Origin of the sequence: Rhodovulum sp. MB263, assembly GCF_002073975.1 — a bacterium.
GTDB lineage: Bacteria > Pseudomonadota > Alphaproteobacteria > Rhodobacterales > Rhodobacteraceae > Rhodovulum.
The window spans coordinates 356,436-372,347 of record NZ_CP020384.1 but is presented as its reverse complement, the minus strand read 5'-3'; the positions used below and the strand labels follow the sequence as shown (position 1 = coordinate 372,347).

Annotated in this window: 15 protein-coding genes and 1 pseudogene; 9 read left to right on the top strand and 7 right to left on the bottom strand. The window is 69.3% G+C overall.

Features of this window, described 5'->3' with window-relative positions; translation table 11 throughout:
- Positions 1-6: 6 nt before the first annotated feature.
- The 6 genes from B5V46_RS01910 (at position 7) to lpxK (ending at position 6,385) form a co-directional block, all read left to right on the top strand.
- Positions 7-1,524 (top strand): DUF2125 domain-containing protein, encoded by a 1,518-nt coding sequence (locus B5V46_RS01910; RefSeq protein WP_080615020.1) that lies wholly within the window; start codon positions 7-9, stop codon positions 1,522-1,524.
- Between the two features lie 162 nt (positions 1,525-1,686).
- Complete coding sequence (locus B5V46_RS01905) at positions 1,687-3,036, top strand: TldD/PmbA family protein (RefSeq protein WP_080615019.1); 1,350 nt, start codon at positions 1,687-1,689, stop codon at positions 3,034-3,036.
- A complete protein-coding gene (locus B5V46_RS01900) occupies positions 3,023-3,796 on the top strand; it encodes a 3'(2'),5'-bisphosphate nucleotidase CysQ (protein ID WP_080615018.1) in 774 nt (257 codons plus the stop codon). Before B5V46_RS01905 ends, B5V46_RS01900 begins: the two co-directional genes overlap by 14 nt.
- A gap of 93 nt (positions 3,797-3,889) precedes the next feature.
- Positions 3,890-4,135 (top strand): DUF4170 domain-containing protein, encoded by a 246-nt coding sequence (locus B5V46_RS01895; protein WP_080615017.1) that lies wholly within the window; start codon positions 3,890-3,892, stop codon positions 4,133-4,135.
- Between the two features lie 43 nt (positions 4,136-4,178).
- On the top strand, positions 4,179-5,381 hold the full coding sequence (locus B5V46_RS01890; protein WP_080615016.1) for a 3-deoxy-D-manno-octulosonic acid transferase: 1,203 nt from the start codon (positions 4,179-4,181) through the stop codon (positions 5,379-5,381).
- Positions 5,381-6,385: a tetraacyldisaccharide 4'-kinase gene (lpxK, locus tag B5V46_RS01885; RefSeq protein ID WP_080615015.1), complete on the top strand. Its 1,005-nt coding sequence runs from the start codon at positions 5,381-5,383 to the stop codon at positions 6,383-6,385. Before B5V46_RS01890 ends, lpxK begins: the two co-directional genes overlap by 1 nt.
- On the opposite strand, the gene B5V46_RS01880 is transcribed toward lpxK, so the two are convergent.
- Genes B5V46_RS01880 through B5V46_RS01870 form a run of 3 tightly spaced genes read right to left on the bottom strand, consistent with a single transcriptional unit; the run spans position 6,339 to position 8,677 of the window.
- A complete protein-coding gene (locus tag B5V46_RS01880) occupies positions 6,339-7,529 on the bottom strand; it encodes a CaiB/BaiF CoA-transferase family protein (RefSeq protein WP_080615014.1) in 1,191 nt (396 codons plus the stop codon). The genes lpxK and B5V46_RS01880 overlap by 47 nt on opposite strands.
- 4 nt (positions 7,530-7,533) lie before the next feature.
- The gene (locus B5V46_RS01875; protein ID WP_080615013.1) at positions 7,534-8,175 is read right to left on the bottom strand and encodes a DsbA family protein; all 642 of its coding nucleotides are present in this window, start codon (positions 8,173-8,175) and stop codon (positions 7,534-7,536) included.
- Between the two features lie 13 nt (positions 8,176-8,188).
- Positions 8,189-8,677 (bottom strand): DUF721 domain-containing protein, encoded by a 489-nt coding sequence (locus B5V46_RS01870; RefSeq protein WP_080617910.1) that lies wholly within the window; start codon positions 8,675-8,677, stop codon positions 8,189-8,191.
- 117 nt (positions 8,678-8,794) lie between these two features.
- Between B5V46_RS01870 and mutY the strand changes: the two genes are divergently transcribed.
- On the top strand, positions 8,795-9,856 hold the full coding sequence (gene mutY, locus B5V46_RS01865) for an A/G-specific adenine glycosylase (RefSeq protein ID WP_080615012.1): 1,062 nt from the start codon (positions 8,795-8,797) through the stop codon (positions 9,854-9,856).
- A 27-nt stretch (positions 9,857-9,883) separates the two neighbouring features.
- Here mutY and B5V46_RS01860 read toward each other — a convergent pair whose 3' ends face one another.
- The 4 genes and pseudogenes from B5V46_RS01860 to B5V46_RS20110 form a co-directional block, all read right to left on the bottom strand.
- Positions 9,884-10,522: an NAD(P)-dependent oxidoreductase gene (locus B5V46_RS01860; RefSeq protein WP_080615011.1), complete on the bottom strand. Its 639-nt coding sequence runs from the start codon at positions 10,520-10,522 to the stop codon at positions 9,884-9,886.
- A 191-nt stretch (positions 10,523-10,713) separates the two neighbouring features.
- The gene (locus B5V46_RS01855) at positions 10,714-11,808 is read right to left on the bottom strand and encodes a site-specific DNA-methyltransferase (RefSeq protein WP_080615010.1); all 1,095 of its coding nucleotides are present in this window, start codon (positions 11,806-11,808) and stop codon (positions 10,714-10,716) included.
- A gap of 96 nt (positions 11,809-11,904) precedes the next feature.
- Complete coding sequence (locus B5V46_RS01850) at positions 11,905-12,543, bottom strand: ribonuclease HII (RefSeq protein WP_080617909.1); 639 nt, start codon at positions 12,541-12,543, stop codon at positions 11,905-11,907.
- Between the two features lie 465 nt (positions 12,544-13,008).
- Positions 13,009-13,221, bottom strand: a pseudogene (locus tag B5V46_RS20110) (transposase); the annotation flags it as partial.
- A gap of 471 nt (positions 13,222-13,692) precedes the next feature.
- Between B5V46_RS20110 and B5V46_RS01840 the strand changes: the two are divergent.
- Both B5V46_RS01840 and B5V46_RS01835 read left to right on the top strand, forming a co-directional pair.
- Complete coding sequence (locus tag B5V46_RS01840; protein WP_080617908.1) at positions 13,693-13,980, top strand: hypothetical protein; 288 nt, start codon at positions 13,693-13,695, stop codon at positions 13,978-13,980.
- A gap of 384 nt (positions 13,981-14,364) precedes the next feature.
- Positions 14,365-15,909: a hypothetical protein gene (locus tag B5V46_RS01835; protein WP_080615008.1), complete on the top strand. Its 1,545-nt coding sequence runs from the start codon at positions 14,365-14,367 to the stop codon at positions 15,907-15,909.
- Positions 15,910-15,912: the final 3 nt, after the last annotated feature.

Genomic DNA, 15,912 nt, shown 5'->3' with positions numbered 1-15,912 from the left:
TTCGCCATGACGCTTCTGAAATCGGCCTCCGCCCTGGCCATCGCCACATCGTTCGGCATTGCCCTGCCTGCAGCGGCAGATGTGACAGCCGACGAGGTCTGGTCCTCGTGGCAGGCCCTCGCGGAAGGATCGGGCCAGAGCATGTCCGGCACCGAAAACCGCAGCGGCGACCGGCTGATCGTCGAAAACCTTCAGTTGAGCGCCGCGGATAATGACGGCGGCTCGGTCCGGATCGGGTTCGACCGCGTCGTCTTCGTCGAGCGGGGCGACGGCAGCGTCGCCATCGAATTCCCCAAGAGCTATCCGATGACGGTCGAGATCCGCTCGGCCGAGCCCGGCAGGCCGGAGGACAAGGTCACCGAGCTCGACTTCACCGTGACCCAACGCGACTTCGAGATGATCGCCAGCGGCACCCCGAAGGCGCTGGTCCAGGAATTCGAGAGCCCCGAAGTCACGCTGACCCTCGACCGCGTGTCGGGGGAACAGCCGGCCGATATCGAGGCCAGCATGACGCTTGACGGGATGTCCGGCCGCTACACCCAGACCCAGGCCGAGACCCGGCTTTTCGAAAGCGACCTGGCGATCGACCGGGTGCGGTTCGATCTCGCGATGGACGGGCGGGCCGAAGACACGCAGGTGAAACTGGTCGGCACCGTGCATGACGTGACCTCGAATTCGGACAGCCGGATGCCGACCGGCATCGACCCGAACGAGTTCGCCAGGATGCTGCGCGCCGGGTTCAATTCGCAGGGCGAACTCAAGCATGGCGCGATGGCCTACGCCTTCGACCTCGTCGAGGATGGCAACAAGACCCATGCCGAGCTTTCCGTCAATTCGGGCCGGATCGGCTTCAATCTCGGCGGCACCGGCGTGAGCTACGAGACCTCGGGCGAGGACACCCGCTTCTCGCTGTACGATCCGCAGCTCCCGGTGCCCCGGATCGAGGCGCAGATGGCCGAAAGCGGGATGCGTTTCGAGATGCCGCTGATCAAGGCCGATGAACCGTCCGATTTCGGGCTGGGGATCCGTCTCAGGGATCTGACCGTCAATGACGAGGTCTGGGCCCTGTTCGACCCGAAAGAACAGCTGCCGCGCGACCCGGCGACGCTGCTGGTCGATCTGGAGGGCAAGGCGCAGTTGCTGGCCGACTTCACCGATGCCGACATGACCCAAAGCGACGGCATTCCGGCCGAGCTGGAGGCGCTGAACGTCAAGGAGATGCAGCTGAAGCTGGCGGGCGCCGATCTGGCCGGCTCGGGCGAATTCACCTTCGACAATTCCGACAAGGTGACCTTCGACGGCATGCCGCGCCCCGAGGGCAACCTGTCGCTGCGGCTGGCCGGGGCCAATTCGCTGATGGACAAGCTGGTCGCGATGGGGCTGGTGCCCGAGGATCAGGCCATGGGGCTGCGGATGATGATGGGCATGTTCGCGCGGCCCGGCGACGGCCCCGACACCATGGTCTCGGACATCACCGTGACCGAAGAGGGCCAGGTCCTGGCGAACGGCCAGCGCCTGCGCTGAACCGGCCAGGCGGGTCGCCCCGGGAGCCTTTCCCGGGGGGGCCGGTCCTGAAGTGCCCTCCCTGGGACACCGTCCCGCAGAGACATGGCACCGCCCCCTTGCAACCTTGCGCAGGGGGGCGGTCCGTATTAGCTCAACCGACAGGCAAGCTCCGGAGGCCGCATGTCCGATGATCCGATCCCGTCGCTGACCGAAGCCCTGCTGGACGCGGCGCGACAGGCCGGGGCCGAGGCGGCCGACGTGCTGGTCACCTCGGGCACATCGCTGTCGATCGACGTCCGCAACGGACGGCTGGAACAGGCCGAACGCTCGGAAGGGATCGAGCTGGGACTGCGGGTCCTCATGGGTCAGCGCCAGGCCTGCGTCTCGGCCTCGGACAGCCGCCCCGAAACCCTGGCCGAAATGGCGATCCGGGCCGTGGCCATGGCGCGCGAGGCACCCGAGGATGCCACCGTGGGTCTGGCCGATCCGTCGGAGTTGGCACGGGACCGCGATGCCGCGGCTCTCGAACTGGCCGATCCCGCGCCCGAACCCGACCCGGCCGCGCTCGAGGAGGACGCCCGCCGCGCCGAGGCCGCCGCCCTTGCGGTGCCGGGCGTCGCCCAGGTTCAGTCGGCCAGCGCGGGCTATGGCCTCCGGCGGATGATGCTGGCCGCCTCGAACGGCTTTTCCGGCAGCTATGCCCGCACCAGCCGCTCGATTTCCTGCGTCGCGATCAGCGGCGAGGGCAGCGGGATGGAGCGCGACTGGTGCGCCGAGAGCCGGACCTTCCAGGCCGAACTGCCCCCTGCCGACGAGATCGGCCGGATCGCAGGCGCGCGCGCCGCAGCGCTTGCGGGGGCGCGCCGACCGAAAAGCGGCGCCTTTCCCGTGCTTTTCGACGAACGCATCGCCGCCTCGCTGATCGGGCATCTGCTGTCGGCGATCAACGGCACCGCCATCGTGCGCGGCGCGTCCTGGGCGCGCGATCTGATCGGCCGCGAGGTGCTGCCCGCCGAACTGTCGCTGATCGAGGACCCGCACCGCCCGCGGATCGCCGGGTCGCGCCCGTTCGATTCCGAAGGGCTGCCCACGACCCGCCGCGCCCTGGTCGAGAATGGCGTGCTGACCGGCTGGGTGCTCGACCTCGCCTCGGCCCGCAAGCTGGGGCTGAGCAGCACCGGCAATGCGGTGCGCCCGGTCTCGGCCCCCCCCTCTCCGGCGGCGGGCAACGTCACGCTGAGCCCCGGCGCGCTGGACCGCGACGCGCTGATCGCCGAGATGGGCACCGGGCTTCTCGTGACCTCGCTGATCGGCAGCACCATCAACCCGACGACCGGCGATTATTCGCGCGGCGCCTCGGGCTTCTGGGTCGAGAACGGCCGGATCGCCTATCCGGTCAATGAATGCACCATCGCCGGCCATCTGCCCGAGATGTTGCGCCGCCTGCAGCCCGCGAACGATGCCCGGGATCACCTGTCGCGCCGGGTGCCCAGCCTTCTGGTCGAGGGGATGACGCTTGCCGGCGCGTGATCTCGCGCTGCTGACCACGGCAGCTCTCGAGGCCGGGCAGCTCGCCCGCCGCTACTGGCGCTGCGATCCGGAAACCTGGGAAAAGCCCGGCCATCAGGGGCCGGTCTCGGAAGCCGACATCGCCATCGACCGGATGCTGCGGCATATGCTGACCGCCGCGCGACCGGGCTATGGCTGGCTTTCGGAAGAGACCGAGGACGACCCGGCCCGGCTCGGCGCCGAGCGGGTCTTCATCGTCGACCCGATCGACGGCACGCGGGCCTTTCTGCAGGGCGACCCCAGCTTCGCCCATGCGCTGGCGGTGGCCGAGGCCGGGCGGATCTTCGCCGCCGTGGTGTACCTGCCGCTGCGCGACAAGCTCTATTCGGCAATCCGTGGCAATGGCGCCTATCTCAACGGCGCAGCGATCCACGCCAGCACACGCGACAAGCTGGACGGTGCCGCGATGCTGGCGGCGCGCCCCGCGCTCGAGCCCCGGCACTGGTCAGGGCCGGTGCCGCGCCTGAACCAGGGGCTGCGGGCCTCGCTGGCCTATCGGCTGTGCCTGGTCGCCGAGGGACGCTACGACGCGATGCTGGCGCTGCGCGACAGCTGGGACTGGGACACCGCCGCGGGCAGCCTGATCCTCGAGGAAGCGGGCGCCCGCATCAGCGACCGGCTGGGCGATCCGCTGGCGTTCAACACCCCGGTGCCGCTGTCGCGCGGGGTCGTGGCCGGCGCGCCACTCCTGCATGCCGAGATCCTGTCCCGGCTGGCCTGACCCGGGCCGGGCCTGCACCCGATGTGCCCTTCCGCCGCGCCCGGGCTTGGTCTAGGCTGCGCGCGGACCGAAGCGCATCATCCGGAGGCCTACATGACCCAACGCCTGCACCTCGTCTTCGGCGGGGAACTGGTCGATCCGACCCATACCGTGTTCAAGGACGTCAACGACATCCATATCGTCGGCATGTTTCCCAATTACGAAACCGCCTACAACGCCTGGAAAGCCGAGGCCCACCGCACCGTCGACAACGCGCATATGCGTTATTTCATCGCCCATATCCATCGCCTGCGCGACGAGGAGGTCGAGGCCGGCCCGACCGAAGAGCTGGGCGCCTGACCCCGCCCTGCCCCGATGACAGCGCTTCGATGACGCCGAGCAGATGACAGCGAACCGGGCAGAGCGCGATGGCGCGCCGGAGAAGGCTTCGGACAAGGCTTCGGACGGGGGGGGGCCGCTGCTCTGGCTGCACAACCCGCCGCCGGACGAGCGGGCCGCCGCCGCCGAGCTCATCCGCGAACTGGCCCTGGAACGGCCGGATCTGCGGGTCCTTGTCACCGGCCGCGATGCGCTGCCCGGCTGGCCCGCCCATGCCACCGGCCTGTCCGGGGTGAGTGTCGATCTCGTCCCCTCTGACGGGCATCGCGCAAGCGTGGCCTTTCTCGACCGCTGGCGGCCCGAGCTGGCGCTGTTCTATCCCGACCATCTGCCCTCGACCCTGATCTCGCTGGCCGATACCCGGGGCACCGCATTGTTCCTGATCTCCCGCGACCTGCCGCGGTCCTGGCGCAGCCGCTGGCGCGTCGGCATCGCGGGCACCGGGCGGCTTTTGCGCCGGTTCGACCGGATCTTCGCCCAGACCCCCGGCACCGCCGGCGAGCTGCGCGCGCTGGGGCTGCCGCGCTGGCAGATCAGCCCCTGCGGCCCGCTGTCGGAAGGCAGCGCCGCGCTGAGCTGCAGCGAGGCCGAGCGCGAGGCCCTGGCCGAGGTGATCGGCGGGCGGCCGGCCTGGCTGGCGGCCGCGACCCGGCCCGAGGAAGACGCGGCGGTGATCGCCGCACATGCCTGGACCACACGCCATGCCCATCGCCTGCTGCTGATCCTCTGCCCCGAGCCCTTCGGGCGCGGCCGGGCCCTGGCCGCGCGGCTGCGCGCCGATGGCTGGGACGTGGCCCTGCGCTCGGACGACGAGGAACCCTCGACCGAAACCCAGATCTATGTCGCCGATACCGAAGACGAGTTCGGGCTCTGGCTGCGGCTCGCACCGGTCTGCTTCATCGGCGGCACCCTCGCCGCCAATGCCGGGCCCGACCCCTACCGGGCGGCGGCGCTCGGCTCGGCGATCCTGCATGGCCCCGCGACCGGCGCCCATCCCGAGCATTACCGGCGGCTGTCGAACGCGCTGGCGACCCGCACCGTGCAGGACGGCCCCTCGTTGTCCGAGGTCCTGGCCGATGTGCTGGCGCCCGACCGTGCCGCCGCCATGGCCCGCGCCGCCTGGGAGGTCTCGACCCAGGGCACGATGGCGACCGAGCGCGTGGTGCGCCGGATGATCGAGGCGCTCGACATGAAGGAGACGGTCTGATGCAGGCTCCGGCCTTCTGGTATGCCCCGCCCGAGCGGCCCGGCCTGATCGCCCGCGCGCTGAGCCCGCTGGGGCGGCTCTATGCCCGGGCCACGGCGCGGCGGCTGGCGAAGGGCGAGGGGGCGCGGGTGGGCGTGCCGGTGATCTGCATCGGCAACATCAATGCCGGCGGGACCGGCAAGACCCCCACGGTGATCGCGCTGGCAATGCGCCTGATCGCACGCGGCGTCGCGGTGCATGTCGTCAGCCGCGGCCATGGCGGTCGGCTGACCGGGCCCAACCGGGTCGAGGAGCGCCGCCACAGTGCCGCCGATGTCGGCGACGAGCCGTTGCTGATCGCGGCCTTCGCCCCGGTCTGGGTGGCCCGCGACCGCGCCGGGGGGGCCCGCGCCGCGGTCGCGGCCGGGGCAGAGGCGATCCTACTCGATGACGGGTTCCAGAACCCCGCGCTGGCCCCCGACCTGTCGCTGGTGGTGGTCGATGCCGCCAAGGGCTTCGGCAATGGCCGCACGATCCCGGCCGGGCCGCTGCGCGAGCCGGTCGCTTCGGGGATGCGCCGGGCCGATCTGCTGCTGTCGATCGGCCCCGGACCCGCCCAGCGCCAGTTCACCGAAAGCTGGGGCGGCGCCGTGACCGTGCCGCGGATCGCAGGCGCGCTGCAGCCGCTGCCCACCGGCATGGACTGGCAGGGGCTCCGGTCCCTGGCCTTTGCCGGGATCGGCCATCCCGAGAAGTTCTTCGCAACGCTGCGCGGCCTCGGTGCCGATCTGCTGCGGGCCGAGGCGCTGGACGATCACCAGCCGCTGAGCCCCGCGCTGATGACCCGGCTCGAGACCGAGGCGAAACTGCTGGGTGCGCAGCTTGTCACCACCGAGAAGGACGCGGTGCGCCTGCCCGCCGGGTTCCGCCAGAAGGTGCTGACCCTGCCGGTGCGGCTGGAGCTGGACGACTGGGCCGCTATCGACGCGGCACTCGACCGGCTGGGGCTGGGGTCGGGTCGCTGACCCCGGCCCCGATCTCGTTCCTGATCTTTGCGCCATCCTGATCGAGCCGGGGCGCGGGCCGGTCCAGCGTCAGCTCGGCCTCGGAAAAGCGGATCGGGGTGCGCACCCCCGGCAGGCCGTCATTCTCGACCACAAGACCGCGATGGCGGATCTGCGGATCGGCAAAGACCTCATCCATGCGGTTGATGGGCCCGGCGGGCACACCCCGAGCCTCGCAGGCGGCCAGCAGATCGGCCTTGCTGCGCCTCCGCGTCGCCCGGGTCAGCGCCTCGGTCAGCGCCTCGCGATGCGCCAGCCGGTCGGCATTGCTGGCAAAGCGCGGATCCGCGGCCAGCTCGGGCAGGCCCAGAAGCCCGCAAAGCCTGCCGAATTGCGCGTCATTTCCCACCGCGACGATGGCATGGCCATCGGCACAGTCGAAGACCTGATAGGGCGCGAGATTGGGATGGGTATTGCCCTGGCGGCCGGGCGGCGTGCCGGTGGTCAGGTAGTTCATCGCCTGATTGGCGGTGATCGCGGTTGCCACATCGAACAGCGCCATGTCGACCTGCTGGCCACGGCCGGTCTCGGCCCGCTGATGCACGGCGGCGAGAATCGCGGTCGCGGCATAGATGCCGGTGAAGACATCGGCGACCGCGACGCCGACCCTTTGCGGCTGGCCATCGGCCTCGCCGGTGACCGACATCAGCCCCGACATGCCCTGGATGATGTAGTCATAACCCGCGCGATGGGCATAGGGCCCGTCCTGCCCGAAGCCGGTGATCGAGCAATAGATTAGCCGCGGATTGACCGCCGACAGCCCGGCATAGTCGAGACCGTATTTCGCAAGACCGCCGACCTTGAAATTCTCGATGACGATATCGGCCTCTGCGACCAGCCCGCGCACCAGGGCCTGGCCCTCGGGGGTGCGGAAATCGGCCGTCACCGAGCGCTTGCCGCGGTTGCAGGCGTGGAAATAGGCGGCCTCGCTGGCGCCATCCTCGCGGGTGACGAAGGGCGGACCCCAGCGGCGGGTGTCGTCGCCCTCCGGGGCCTCGACCTTGACCACCTCGGCGCCGAGATCGGCAAGGATCTGGCCCGCCCAGGGGCCGGCCAGAATCCGTGCCAGTTCGACGACCTTCAGACCCGACAGGGGCGCAGGCATCGGCTCAGCCGGCCAGCTTCTCGTCGAGGATTTCCTTCAGGCTCTTGTAGCTCATGTTCTTGTAGAGCTGGCCGTCGATCACCAGCGAGGGCGTGCCGGTGACCCCGGCCGCATCGACCGTCTTGTCCGAGTTCTCGCTCAGCGCCTTGGCCAGCGCGGCATCGCTGAGACACTGGTTCATGGCGTCCTCGCTCAGCCCCGCGGTCTGGCCGATCCGGCGCAGGTTTTCCGAGGTCTTCTGCGGATCCTTCGGGTCGATCCAGTCCTTCTGCTTCTCGTACAGCATCGAGACGATGCCGAAGAAGCGCATCTCGCCGCCGCAGCGCGCCAGCAGGCCGGCCCAGACCGCGTAAGGGTCCCAGTAGACCTCGCGATAGGTGAAATGAACCTTGCCGGTATCGATGTAATCGGCCTTGAGGCGCTTGAAGACGTCATGGTGGAAATTGGCGCAGTGGCCGCAGGTGAAGGAGGCGAATTCCTCCACCTCGACCGGCGCGTTCGGGTCGCCCATGGTGAAGGGCGCCACATCCGGCGTCTCATCGGCCCAGGCGGCAGAGGAAAGCAGCGGCGCCGAGGCCGGGGCAAGGCCCAGACCCAGCGTCGAGAGCGCGGCCAGGCCGAGCGACAGCGTCAGTTTGCGGATCATCGAAGCGGTCTCCTTAACGTTTCGAGCGGGACAGAACCCGTGTCCCGAGATCTTGCAGGGCGGCCCTCAGCCCCTCGTCATGGACCTCGACCGTCAGGTCCGAGGCCACGGCGACGGTGCCGGGATCGGGCGGGGGCGCGACCGGGCGCGGCGCCGGGGCGAAGGCAGCCTGGCCTTCGGCAAAGCCGGTCGGCGCGGTCTGGGTCAGGCGGATGCGGGCTATGGCGCCGTAGCCGTAGCAGGCATTCACCTTCTCGCGGATCTCTTCCTTCTGCATCTCGAGCATCGGCGCATGGGCGCCGGTCGTCAGCAGGCTGAGCGTGGCGCCGAAGCCCTCCTTGCGGCCATAGCGCACCTCGACCGGGCGGCAGATCCGCGCGATCTCGTCGCCGACCACCTCGGGCCAGTGCGTCAGCAGCCGCGCGACCGCGAAGCCGCGCTTTTCGCCGACCCGCCGGATCCGTCCCGAAAGCAGCATCGAGGCCCTTTCGAACCCACGCATGCGCCGGCTGTCCTTCTCGGCTTTTCGCTGCATCCCTGTCATTTCCCTGGCCCTCGCCTACCTTATGCGGCAGCAGGGCGGCCAGCCAGCCAAATGACCGGGGCAGGAGCATAAAGATTGCGTGACGAGACGTTGAGTGCCGAGCTTCTGACCTGGTATGACCGCCATGCCCGCGACCTGCCCTGGCGGGTCGGACCGGCCGCACGAGCCACAGGCGCCCGGCCCGATCCCTACCGGGTCTGGCTGTCCGAGGTGATGCTGCAACAGACCACCGTCGCCGCGGTGAAGGACTATTTCCACCGCTTCACGACGCGCTGGCCCGATGTGGGGGCACTGGCCGCGGCCGAGGATGCCGATGTCATGGGCGAATGGGCGGGGCTTGGCTATTACGCCCGGGCGCGGAACCTTCTGAAATGCGCCCGCACCGTGGCCTCGGAGCATGGCGGGCGGTTCCCCGACACTCACGCCGCCCTTCTCGGCCTGCCCGGGATCGGTCCCTATACCGCGGCGGCCATCGCCGCGATTGCCTTCGACCGGCCCGAAACCGTGGTCGACGGCAATGTCGAACGGGTGATGTCGCGACTCTACGCGGTCGAGACGCCGCTGCCCACCGCCAAGCCCGAGCTGACCGCCCATGCCGCCCGGCTGACGCCCTCCGGGCGGCCGGGCGATCATGCCCAGGCGGTGATGGATCTCGGCGCCACCATCTGCACGCCCCGGAGCCCGGCCTGCGGGATCTGCCCGTGGCAGGCGCCCTGCAAGGCGCGCGCCGCAGGGATCGCGCCCGATCTGCCCCGGAAACTGCCGAAAAAGCCCAAGCCCGTCCGCCTCGGCATCGCCTATCTCGGCCGCCGCAGCGATGGCGCATGGCTGCTGGAACGCCGGCCGGACTCGGGGCTGCTGGGCGGCATGCTGGGCTGGCCCGGCACCGACTGGGCCGAGACCGCGCCCGCGCCCGCCCCGCCGGTCGCGGCCGACTGGCATCCGCTGGGGGCCGAAGTGCGCCATACCTTCACCCATTTCCACCTGCGCCTCGCACTTTGCGTGGCCGAGCTGAGCCCCGACTGCGCGCCCGGGCGCGGTCAGTTCCTTCCGCCCGAAGCCTTCCGCCCTTCGGACCTGCCGACGGTGATGCGCAAGGCCTTCGACCTGGCCCGGACCGCCTTCGCCGCCGCCTGACCCAGCCTGACCCCTCCGGGCCCGCGATCAGCGGGTCAGCACCGGCGCGTCGCGCAGATAGCTGCCATCCTCGGCGGCATGGACGAGGAAATGCGCGACATCGCCGCGCGAAATCAGCCCGTTATGCCAGGTCTCTGGCTCGACATTCACATCATAGGCATGGCTGGGCGCGGTCGAGGTCAGGATACCGGGCCGGACGATGGTCCAGTCGAGCCCGGAGGCACGGATCAGCCCTTCCTGCGCGGTCTTGTCGGCATAGGCCCGCGCCAGCAGCGCATTGAAGCCCAGCTTCTCGACGGTGCTCATCTTCGTCCTGCTCTCGCCCGCACCGAATCCCGTCACCGCCAGCAGACGCTGCACCCCGGCCGCCTTCATCGCGGAAAGCAGCACCCGGGTCGTGTCCGAGAACAGCGTCGTCTTCTGCATCATCGCGGGCAGGGTCTTCGGCAGGCCCAGCGCGACGATCACCGCATCGACCCCGTCGACCGCCGGCCCGACCTCGGCCGCGTTGCGCGCGTCGCCGGTCCGCTTGTCCAGCTTCGCATCGTCGATCGCGATTCTATCGGCGCTCCGCGCGAAGGCGCGGACCTCATGGCCACGGCCGAGCGCATAGCGCACGGTCTCGAGGCCGATCCCCTTGCTTGCTCCGATCACCAACAGTTTCATGCGTCACCTCCTGACCTACGAGATAGGCCCGGCAGGCCGGCTTCGACAGGAGGGTGGGGAAGGAACAGCGGCAATCCGCCGTCAAACGCCACAGACCGGGGGCGCAGAACGGGATCGCGCAAGCCGGTCGCGGCGGCGCCCGCCCCGATGCCCGACCCGATGAGCGGGCCGGGCGCCGGAACGGCTGTTCGTCAGTCGTGCATCTGGGCGCGGACCTGCTGGCGCAGCACGTCGATCGGCACCATCTGGCCCTCGCGGCGGTAATGCCAGTAGGTCCAGCCATTGCAACTGGGCGCGCCCTCGAAGGCGGCGCCGACCTGATGGATCGAGCCGGTCACCGCCTCGCCCACCAGCGTGCCATCGGCCCGGACCTTGGCGGTCTTGCCGCGCGGCGACATCAGCACCTCGCCCGGGCGCAGCAGCCCGCGCTCGACCAGCTGGCCGAAGGGCACCCGCGGCTCGGCGCGTTTCGAGGCCGAGACGACCAGCGCCTCACGGTCGAACTTGCGCACCTTGGCCAGGCGCCGCTCGGCAACCTTGCGATAGGCCGCCTCGCGCTCGATGCCGATGAAGTCGCGCCCCAGCATCTTGGCGACGGCGCCGGTGGTGCCGGTGCCGAAGAACGGATCGAGCACCACATCGCCGGGATTGGTCGTGGCCAGCAGCACCCGGTGCAGAAGCGATTCGGGCTTCTGGGTCGGATGCGCCTTGTCGCCCTTGTCATCCTTCAGTCGCTCATGCCCGGTGCAGATCGGCAGCACCCAGTCCGAGCGCATCTGCACGCCCTCGTTCAGCGCCTTCAGGGCCTCGTAGTTGAAGGTGTATTTCGCGCCTTCCGATTTCGAGGCCCAGATCAGCGTCTCATGGGCATTGGTCAGACGCTTGCCGCGGAAATTCGGCATCGGGTTCGACTTGCGCCAGACCACGTCATTGAGAATCCAGAAGCCCAGATTCTGCAGCTCGGCCCCCATCCGGAACACGTTGTGATAGCTGCCGATCACCCAGATCGCGCCCGTGGGTTTCAGCACCCGGCGCGCGGCCGCCAGCCAGTCATGGGTGAAGCGGTCATAGGCGGCGAAGCTGTCGAACTGGTCCCAGTGGTCGTCGACCGCATCGACCTTGGAATTGTCGGGGCGGTGGAGATCGCCCCGGAGCTGCAGGTTATAGGGCGGGTCGGCAAAGATCAGGTCGACGGAGCCTTCGGGAAGGCTGTTCATCTCCGCGATGCAATCGCCGGACAAAATCGTGTTGAGCGGGAGCTCGGGCGCCCCCTTGGTCCTGGTCATCGGTGTCACACTGCCTCTGTTCGCGCCGTTCTTCGGCGTCGTTTATGGAGATCCAATGTGAGTCAAAGGCGATTCGCCGTCAATTTCTTTTTTGAATCAGGGGTTTACGCTTTTTCCTTGCCACAAGATGTTGTGCACGGGCTTGAACGAACGCCTATGGTGTGGGCTGACACCAATATCTCGGAGCGCCTGCAGATGCTGCCTGGTGGGATAACCCGCATTCCGCTCCCAGCCATAGCCCGGCCAGTGTTGCGCAAGCTCCGCCATCACCGCGTCGCGGGCGACCTTGGCGACGATCGAAGCGGCGGCGATCGACAGGCAGCCCGCATCGCCCTTGACCACGCGCAGGCCCTGGCAGGGCAGCGCCTTCGGCAGGCTGTTGCCATCGATCAGCGCGAGATCGGGCATGGCGGGCAGCGCGGCCAGCGCCCGGCACATCGCCAGATGGCTGGCCTGCAGGATGTTCATCTCCTCGATCTCGCCGGTGCTGGCCTCGCCCAGCCCGACCATGGCGCGTTCGCGAATCTCGGCGGCCAGCACCTCGCGGCGGCGCGCGCTCAGCGCCTTCGAATCGCGCAGCCCCTCCGGGATGTCCTCGGCGACAAGACAGACGGCGGCGGCCATGACCGGCCCTGCCAGCGGACCGCGGCCGACCTCGTCCACCCCGGCGACAAGGCGCACCCCGCGGGCGAAGGCTTCGGTTTCCAGTGTGAAATCGGGACGAATGACAGTCATGGCCGCATCATCAAGCGCCAATTGCCTGCGCGGGCAAGCCCGAATCCGGACAGCCGGAACGGGCGGAGGCCTCTTGCCGCCCCCTGCCCGGGCCCGGACCGGCTGACGCTCCGCCCGGGCGAGGTCCGGGCCATGTGGCAACGCTGACGCAGGCCCCGGCCCTGCCCGAGACCGCTTGCCGGAGACCGGCGCGACGGCCCCTGACGGGCGCGCCTGACCACGCTGACGACGATGCGAAATGACGGCATGACGGCCGAGCCCCCGGATATCGATGAGAACGCCATCTCCCCCGGCCGAGCCCCCGCAAGGTGCGAGCCATGTCGGTCCCGTCCGCGACATGGCCGGGCAGCGCGCAATGCCGCGGCCTGGGCTGCCGGCATTCTTGCGGACGTCGTCTGCGCGACGCGCTTCGGGCTTGCCCCCGGACCCTCAGGCAACGCGTTCGATCCCGACCCGACCGAGCGCGCTGTTCCACTCAGTTTCGCCCTCGCCCTTTAGGCCAGTGTCCTCGCTCAGCAGGTGCCGTCGTCCCTTGAATCGCCGGGAGGGGATGTTCACCGCCAGGGTCTTCTGCCGGCGGGACAGCATGCAGAAGTCGCGCACCGTCCCGTCGGGGCCGACCAGCCGCAACAGGCTTTCGAAGGCCCCGGTCCTCTGCCGGAGCGCCCTGCCGACCAGCTTGCCCCATAAAGCTCCGGGCACGAACAGGCAGAGAATGAAGCCCCCGAAGATGGTATCCGATCGGGAACGAGCCGTCGGACCTTGCCGGGTCAGAGAACGGGATGGACGCTCAACAGACGTTTGCCCTCGGCCGCCGCCACTTCGGCAATAAGAGGTGGCCCCGAAAACCGGACATCCTGCCACGTTTGCCGTCAACAAAGACGAGGAAGAACGGCGCGGCTGTCAAACGAAAGACTGACGGGGCCGAGGTCAAGGCGATGGTGACGCTTGAAGCCATTCGTGGCGAGATGACAGTCCCGAACGGGTGGCGACGCACAGGCGTGCAGTCGCGCCTCCCGAGCATGCCACAGTGGCGAGAGATTTCAGTCTCCGCTGCCCTGCGGGCAGTACACAATTGGAGCGCTCAACGACCGCAATCTGCAAAGGTTGCCATTGAATAGCGGCGCCCGCTCGACCATGCTCCGGGCCATGATGCTGCGTCCTGTCCTCGCCTGTCTCGTCCTGGCCGCGCTGAGCGGTCCCGCCGCCGCCTGCTATGCCGATTACAAGGCAAAGCAGGACAATCCGCTGAAGCTGCATTACGGCGTGATCGAATTGCCCGACAGCGCCTGCGGCAGCCGCGACGCCGCCACCCGCGAGATCGACCGCCGGATCCGCCGGGGCGGCTGGCAGCTTCTGAATGTGATGTCGATCTTCGGCGCCAGCGGACTTGACGAGCGCAAGGCCAGCGCCGGAGGCTATTTCCTGAAGTTCTGACAACGGGCGCAGGGTCGTGGCAGAGCTTCCGGCGCGTGTCGCGAATCTGCCCCAAGGGCGGCCCCGCTCTGTCTGAACCCGACCGTGCCCGAGCCCTCACTCCCAGAACCCAGAAGCTCTCCGTCGCGCTTTGCCCCGAGACAGGGCTCTGGGCCGGGCTCTGGCGGCGCGACCTCCCGCCGGGCACCGGGTTTCGAGGCCACGGCCGCGGATGCCCCCGGATCGGGCGGCTCTGCGGGTCGCGCAACACGCGGATCGTCAGCATGCCTCTGCTCCGGCCCCCGCAAGGCAAACCGCCCGGTCGCGACGGGGGCGGGATCGGGATGTGCCGGCCCCATGCGCTTGGCACTGGACCCGCGCGCCGGGCTTGGGCAGGATCGGCCCATGCATATCCGGCCAGGTCTTCTCTGTCTTCTGCTCTGTCTCGTCCCGCTGCGGGGGGGCGCCGAGGATGTGCTGCTGCGCAGTTCGTCGCTGCTGCCTGCCGCATATGACAGCTATCTGGCGCTGAACCTCAAGCTGCCGCCCCAGGACGAGACGCTGCCGCTTGTCGGCGACCAGGGGCTGCGCTCGGGCGGGCAGGTTCTGCGCCATCTGGCCGGGCAGCAGGCGGTGAACGGTTTCGAGGGCGTGATCTACGACAATCGCGACCGCGGCCATTCCAGCCTGCCTCAGGAGCTTTTCCCCCGGCTCGACCGGCTGGTCTATGACAAGACGCTGCGCAAGGCGCGGGCCGATTACGGGCTCGCGGGCAAGATCCTGCTGCCTGCGGTGGTGTTCGGCAATTCCTCGACCTCGGTGACCACGGGCGCGGCCAAGCGCAGCCTGCCCCGGCTGGCGATGACCACGCCGGGCGGCCCCGAACGAAGCGCACAGCTTTACGAGAACAACCACCTTTACGTCTATCCCGAGCATCGCGACCATGACGAGACCGACCGCTTTCCCGCAAACTGGCCCTATATGCTGATCAGCCAGGGCTCGTCGGGCTCGGACCAGCCGTTTCTCGCCGCGCTGGCGATGACGCTGGCGGCATTCCCGCCCGAGACCTTCGCGGCCCTGCGCGACAATCGCCTGATCGCGCCGACGCTGCAGATGATCCTGCGCCGCGGTTATGCCCCGGTACGCAGCCGCGCGGCCTATTTCACCGCCGCCGCGCATCCGGTCGTGTTCGAGGGCGATGCGCTGCGCCCCGGGCGGATGATGGGCGAGGCGGCGGCAATGCGGCCCGACGCCATTCCGCCGATGGTGCGGCTGCGGGTCGAGGAGGACGGCTTCGGCGAGGCCGAGGGGCTGGCGCGGCTGTCCGAGCGGCTGTTCGACACCGAGGGCGCGATTGCGAGGATCTGGCGCAATTTCGACTGGTCGCGCGAAATCACGGTCAGTGCCGCCGCGACCCGAGACCCGAACGGCCGGCCACTGAGCTTTACCTGGGCGCTCCTGCAGGGCGATCCGGCCCGGGTCCGGATCGAGCCTCTGGACCCGGAGGGCAGCCGGGCCCGCATCAGGCTGGCCTGGCACGATCCCAGGACCGTGCTGGTCCGGGACCGGAGCGGCTATCGCAACCGCAGCCTGTCGCGGGTCGAGATCGGCGTCTTCGCCTCGAACGGGGTCCATGACAGCGCGCCCGCCTTCGTGACGGTGTTCTTCCCCGATCACCAGAAGCGGGTCTATGCGACCTCGGGGGCGGGCGGCATGCGGCTGGTGTCGGTCGATTACGACGCCATCGGGCGCGACGCCTATTATGACCCGATGCTATTCTGGTCGGCGCCCTGGACCGACCGCGCCGAGTATGACGGCGCCGGTGCCCGGACCGGCTGGACCCGGATCGGCCATGACGGCAACACCCGGACGCTTCCGCCCGACATCGGCGAGGGGGTCTACCAGATCGAACGGCTCCAGCCCGAGCGGCCCTACCTGATCATGCCCTGAGAG